This window comes from Patescibacteria group bacterium, assembly GCA_018896645.1.
Classification (GTDB): Bacteria; Patescibacteriota; Patescibacteriia; order UBA2591; family JABMQE01; genus JAHIMF01.
Map to the genome: position 1 here is coordinate 1 of JAHIMF010000052.1, position 3,539 is coordinate 3,539.

General features: G+C 36.8%; 6 protein-coding genes. 2 read left to right on the top strand and 4 right to left on the bottom strand.

Going from position 1 to position 3,539, the window contains the following annotated elements; translation table 11 throughout:
* The coding region (locus KKD20_03940; GenBank protein ID MBU4332246.1) for a hypothetical protein at nt 1-199 on the top strand (199 nt) is incomplete at its 5' end.
* Nucleotides 200-256: 57 nt separating this feature from the next.
* Here KKD20_03940 and rdgB read toward each other — a convergent pair.
* From rdgB to KKD20_03960, 4 genes are read right to left on the bottom strand one after another with little or no spacing between them, the layout of a single operon-like run.
* Nucleotides 257-1,099, bottom strand: coding sequence for an RdgB/HAM1 family non-canonical purine NTP pyrophosphatase (gene rdgB, locus KKD20_03945; GenBank protein ID MBU4332247.1), 843 nt, complete (start codon nt 1,097-1,099; stop codon nt 257-259).
* Between the two features lie 31 nt (nt 1,100-1,130).
* A complete protein-coding gene (locus tag KKD20_03950) occupies nt 1,131-1,835 on the bottom strand; it encodes an endonuclease V (GenBank protein ID MBU4332248.1) in 705 nt (234 codons plus the stop codon).
* A 2-nt stretch (nt 1,836-1,837) separates the two neighbouring features.
* Entirely contained in the window at nt 1,838-2,452 is a 615-nt protein-coding gene (locus KKD20_03955; protein ID MBU4332249.1) for an AAA family ATPase, read from the bottom strand.
* Between the two features lies 1 nt (nt 2,453).
* Nucleotides 2,454-3,014 carry a nucleoside-diphosphate kinase gene (locus KKD20_03960; protein ID MBU4332250.1) on the bottom strand — a complete coding sequence of 187 codons (561 nt, stop codon included), beginning with the start codon at nt 3,012-3,014 and terminating at the stop codon, nt 2,454-2,456.
* A 340-nt stretch (nt 3,015-3,354) separates the two neighbouring features.
* On the opposite strand from KKD20_03960, the gene KKD20_03965 reads away from it, so the two are divergent.
* Nucleotides 3,355-3,539 (top strand): type II toxin-antitoxin system RelE/ParE family toxin (locus tag KKD20_03965; GenBank protein ID MBU4332251.1); only part of this gene is annotated, 185 nt, incomplete at its 3' end.

Consider the following 3,539-nt stretch of genomic DNA (forward strand, 5'->3'; position numbering starts at 1 on the left):
TCAAAAGAGGGTTAAGAGAATGAGACCGAGGGGGATAAGGCCTATGAAGCAGGATGAGTTTTTAGAAACTATGGGTAGATTGAGTTTAATAGATGAAGAGATTAAGAAGGAGAAAGAGTTATTTGAGATTAAAATCAAATCCTTGAAATTAGAAAAGGAATATCTTAGGAATAGGTTTAGGGAGGATAAGGGGGAATAAAAATAGCGAGGTAAATATTTTTTACCTCGCTATGTTACAGCAGTTTCAAATTTTGACTTATAATCCAAGAGGGGCTAAGCGGTTTCGCGCAACATCTTGATGAATTAGGTCGGGGAGAACAATGCCGCCTAAAATTGTGTATTTAGATGCGCAATCTTTCATGGTTTGCATGTCGCACTGGTCAAAAAGATAGATGCTTTGCTTGCCATAGTTTGTCGCTTCTTCTATATTTTTTTTATCAAGATAGATTTTAGCCAAGACATAGGCAACTTCCGCGGCTCTTCGTTTGTCAGATTGTTTGATTTCTTTAAACAATTTTTCTAAGTCATCTAGTGACATTTCCGATGCGGGCGCGTCTTTGCTTGTAATGTATTCTTTGAATTTCATCAGAGCAATTTTGCGCATGGAGATATTGTTTTTTTCATCGGCAGTCATTTCCGCGTAGGTTTTGTTTTGACCTTCGGGAATAAAGATTGGGTCATAACCAAAACCTCCATCGCCTTTGAGTTCTGTTGGAATTGTTCCGTTGACGACACCAACGAAAGTTTGAACACCGTTAGCGTCCGCGTAAGCGATACAAGTAGAAACAGAGGCCTTCCTGTTTGTTTTGTCAGTGATGAGATCTAAAACGCCTTGCGGGCCTAATGAATCCAAAAACCAAACAATTAAAGCGCCGGGCAAATTGTTCAATGCCTCAATGCTCATTCCTGTGTCATCCACAATCACTGGCTGTCGCAAGATTTCGTAAGCGGCCATTGCTTTTTTCTTGGCGACTTCTTCTACTGAAAGTGATTGAATTTCGGAAAGTTCCAATTTTTTGGCTTCCATATTTAAGCCAGTAATGGCTGAAATTTCATCGGCTTTGCCTTGATTTCCAGTAATAACTAAAATTTTCTTCATTTTGTCTTCTCCTTTTTTCATAATGGTTTGATTATAGTATACTTTTTCTATTTTCCCAATAGGCCTTTGCTTTTTTATGCGACAAGGCGCGCGCCTTTTGAATCGGGAAAGGAAAACATGTTTTTCCGGCAATATTACAAATTACTCTTAAAGATGTCTCCATATCGATATTATGACCAGGAGAAACATAGCAAGCGTTGCAGTTTGCGCCCAACGAAAGAGCGTATCCAATTACAGTTTTGTTTTTCGGATGAAAAATCTTTGTATGAGCAAATCGTTGTTTTGGAGGATTTACATATTTTCCATACAACGCATTTTTTGTTACTCCGATGGATGGTTTGTTGTAAAGCGCGCCTATGTGCGATGCGAGACCAAAACTTCTCTGGTGCGCTATGCCTTGACCGTCAAATAGCAACAAATCTGCTTGGTTAATAATTTTGTCCAAAATAGAGCATATTGCGGGACCAACCCTATAAGCCAGTAAACCAGGCACATACGAAAAATCAACTTCAATATCGGCCTGTATAATCTTATTTGAGCATTTTCCATCTTTATTAAAGAAGATTGCTGTAGCAAAAGCTCTTTTTGTATTTTCCTCATAAGCTGAGCCAATTGCAATTCCGCGATTAAATTTTGGCAAATTCAATAGAGTGTTTTTCAGATTAAGAAGATTATAAAGAGATTGTTGTTCTTGCTTCGCTTCTTTTCTGTCTGTTGTCCAAGAAAAACTAGCCATTTTTACCCTCCTAAAATATTTTTTAGATTGGTTAGCGTTGCCTTAAAATCATTATTTTCAATGCGGTAATATTTTACAATATTTTCACCGATATGACCAGATTTTTGAAAGGCCCTTGATATTTCTCCACTATAACGAGTGGAATATACATCGTTTGAGCGTAAATCATTATAGCAGTCCAAAGGAATAAGTTCTCTGTCGCGCGATTCATCTAACCTTCTTCTCGCAAGTAATGCGTGGGGATCTACAGTAATAAGCGCAACTTGAATCAATATATTTGTTTTTATTTCTTTGAATACGAGCGTACCAAAATCAAATAACAATTTTTCTTTTAGACCTATTCTGTAATTTCTTCCGTATATTTTTGCCGCGAAATGCGTATCAATGATAATATTTTCGTCATGCCGAAATGATTTTAGAACAAAATTTGATAGATCGTTTATTACATCCTTTTCATAAACAGACCAGTCGTTTTTTCTAACATCATCTCTTTTTTCAAGAGTCATGTGCTTTTTGAAAAGGGTTCCAGTGTTTACTTGTTTTGCTTTTGAATTTGTTTGTTTCAAAAGACTTGTTTTTCCAACGCCAGAAGCACCCCCGACAATTGTTAAAATCATTTTAACCTCCCAATTTAGGAAACAGAATATTAATCTCGTAATCAACGGCTCTTTGCTCGTCGCGCATTTCTTCGGGATCAGACGCGTGAATTAAATTAAAAACAGGTCGTTGTTCGTTATTTGCCAAATTTGGCGAATCTGCTGAAAAATCAAAGCGAATTGTTCCTGGATTGGCTAAATTTGGCAAGGTATTTCCGCAGGCAATTCGCGCCTTTTTTAATGCTTCATTCCCTTTGAGGATTATAGCAATTGCATCGCCAGAACACATATTTTTTACTAACCAGTTCTTAATTGTTCGACCAATTAAAATAGGATCGGAAGTTCCGAGTTTTTCTTCAATGTTTAGGTTATTGGCTTTATAGTTTTCCAAGGTTTTCTTACCAACATTTTTTAGCCACTGTTCGTTGGACGGGTAAAAACTTTCCCATAATTCTTGCGAACCTCTAATAATTTTGATCTCCAGAAGTTTGAAACCCATATCCTCAAATCTTTGCAGAAATTTTCCAACCAATCCTCTTGCTACTGCGTGAGGTTTTACAATAATCAGCGTTTTTTCTATCATTTTTTGTTTCTCCTCTCTCTTGGTAATTTAATTTTTGTGAAAGAACTATTAATTAACCTCTTAATCAGGATTAAATTAGACCATTTTAGAGTATATGTCAAACAAAAAAGTAGCAAAATAGTGTCAGGAACCTCTTTCTCAAAATCATAAACTATGACGGGGGCGGTCCCCGCGGACGGGGGACTGTCCCCTTGGAAAAAAGAAAAGGTTCGACCTATGAGCGTGACCTTTAGATAAAAAACAAAAAGGTGTCAGGAAAGGGAGAAATACGACCCTCTTGTTAGACCCTAAGTGTCTAACATTTACTTGACACTACTAACGCGTTGCGTTAATATGATATATGATTAAAAGTTTTCAATGTAAAGAAACGCAAAAAATATTTGAAAGGAATTATTCGCGTAATTTTTCTCGTTCAATACAAAGAATGGCTATGCGTAAACTTTGGATTATAGATGCCGCGATGTTTCTAAACGATTTAAGAATTCCTCCGTCAAATCATCTTGAAAAATTAAGCGGGAAAAGAAA

Excerpts from the sequence above, each read along its gene's own strand:
- rdgB (MBU4332247.1), bottom strand. The coding sequence starts at position 1,099 with ATGAAGAAAATTTTAGTTATTACTGGAAATCAAGGCAAAGCCGATGAA.
- KKD20_03955 (MBU4332249.1), bottom strand. The coding sequence starts at position 2,452 with ATGATTTTAACAATTGTCGGGGGTGCTTCTGGCGTTGGAAAAACAAGT.
- KKD20_03960 (MBU4332250.1), bottom strand. The coding sequence starts at position 3,014 with ATGATAGAAAAAACGCTGATTATTGTAAAACCTCACGCAGTAGCAAGA.
- KKD20_03950 (MBU4332248.1), bottom strand. The coding sequence starts at position 1,835 with ATGGCTAGTTTTTCTTGGACAACAGACAGAAAAGAAGCGAAGCAAGAA.